This is a genomic window from Finegoldia sp. (assembly GCF_046991905.1).
GTDB lineage: Bacteria > Bacillota > Clostridia > Tissierellales > Peptoniphilaceae > Finegoldia.
Genome location: NZ_JBKWZF010000130.1, coordinates 1 through 1,402 on the forward strand (window position 1 = coordinate 1; position 1,402 = coordinate 1,402).

The following is a 1,402-nucleotide window of genomic DNA, read 5'->3' on the forward strand; positions in this document are numbered from 1 at the left end:
TAATCAGACAATATGGAACAATGTATTTGAGGATGAATGTATTTTCATCGTCGTCGTGTTTTCCATTCGTATTATTAATGACCATTAGCTTGTTCCTATCGAAAATCTTCTCAAATTCTCTGTCAATGCCTTTATTTATCTCATCTTCTGAAAACTTTGCATTCTCAATTAAACCAAGTATATCTGCATCACGAAACTTGTAGCCACTAACATTTTTATATTTATCGGATTTTATTTCCAATAATACCCTCTTATCATAATCAATAGCGTATTTGATTTCTTGATTCATCATATCATAGTCCATCGCATCATGAGTAACCACTTCAAATTCCGCCTCATTCTTCAAGTCAGTCACATTTTTATTATCAACTAACCAAAAAACTCTGCTACTAGTGTTTTTGTTGAATTTTCCATACAACACAATTATATCTGCATCGTATTTTCTACTGAACAATGAACTCGTGGAATAAGTGTGTCCGTTTTTCGGAAATATATTGTCCAGTTTTTTTCCATAAGTATTGGAATAATCGTATCCCTTGTCATCAGTTGTCTCTAATACAACAGCGCTATAAGCCTGTTCACTTAATTGAAACTCTGCGAAGGTATTTCTCAAATAAGCATCTGTTGCAGATTCCACGATTGTTCCCAATGAGAAAATTAAAAGCACCATCAAACAAAACACAACTTTATTTCTGAAAACATCCATTAGCCCTAGTTTAATATTATCTTTTATCATACAAGACCTCTTTTTCAAAATCATCGTAGCTGATTTTAGCTCTTAAAGCACTCAAAATCACAGTCAATATTATTAGAATAATCTGCAATTGCAATATAAGATAAATCGTGATTTTGTTTTCATTAATAATTGCAAGATATCCATACGTCAATGCTGTTGATATTGCACATGTTATAAAACTATACTCCAAGGCTTTTTCAAGGAACATCTTCATGATGTCTTTTCGTTTTGCACCAAAATTTGCACTTACAATTACGAATTTCTTGTATTTGTTCAAAAACATCCACAATGAAATTGCATACATTGCCAATGCCATGACCGTACTATTAGTAATAAACTGAGCATACACCTTGTATTCTGGATATGATTTTATTAAATCCCTTAGAGTAAGCTTGTCGTACATTTTAATTTCTTTTCTCTTGTATCCGATTTTTTTAAGAGATTCTGCAATCGCTTTCAATGACTTATCATCACTAGAATCTATGTAAAGTGTTGAAATGTTTTCTGGTTTAATTGTGAATAGATTTCTCACTACATCGACTTTTCCATCATTAGCAATGTCAGATTGAACATCAAACATATTAATTATCTCAGTATGATAATTATTTTCTACTTCTTTTTTATCGTAATCCGATATTTTCCCTTCTACAAAATCAATCACTGGAT

At 31.4% G+C, this 1,402-nt stretch carries 2 protein-coding genes; both read right to left on the reverse strand.

What is annotated here, in order from left to right:
• On the reverse strand, window positions 1-736 hold a 736-nt coding region (locus ACLUJM_RS13610; protein WP_412413061.1), incomplete at its 3' end, for a hypothetical protein.
• On the reverse strand, window positions 723-1,402 hold a 680-nt coding region (locus ACLUJM_RS13615; protein WP_412413062.1), incomplete at its 5' end, for an ABC transporter permease. The genes ACLUJM_RS13610 and ACLUJM_RS13615, both read right to left, overlap by 14 nt.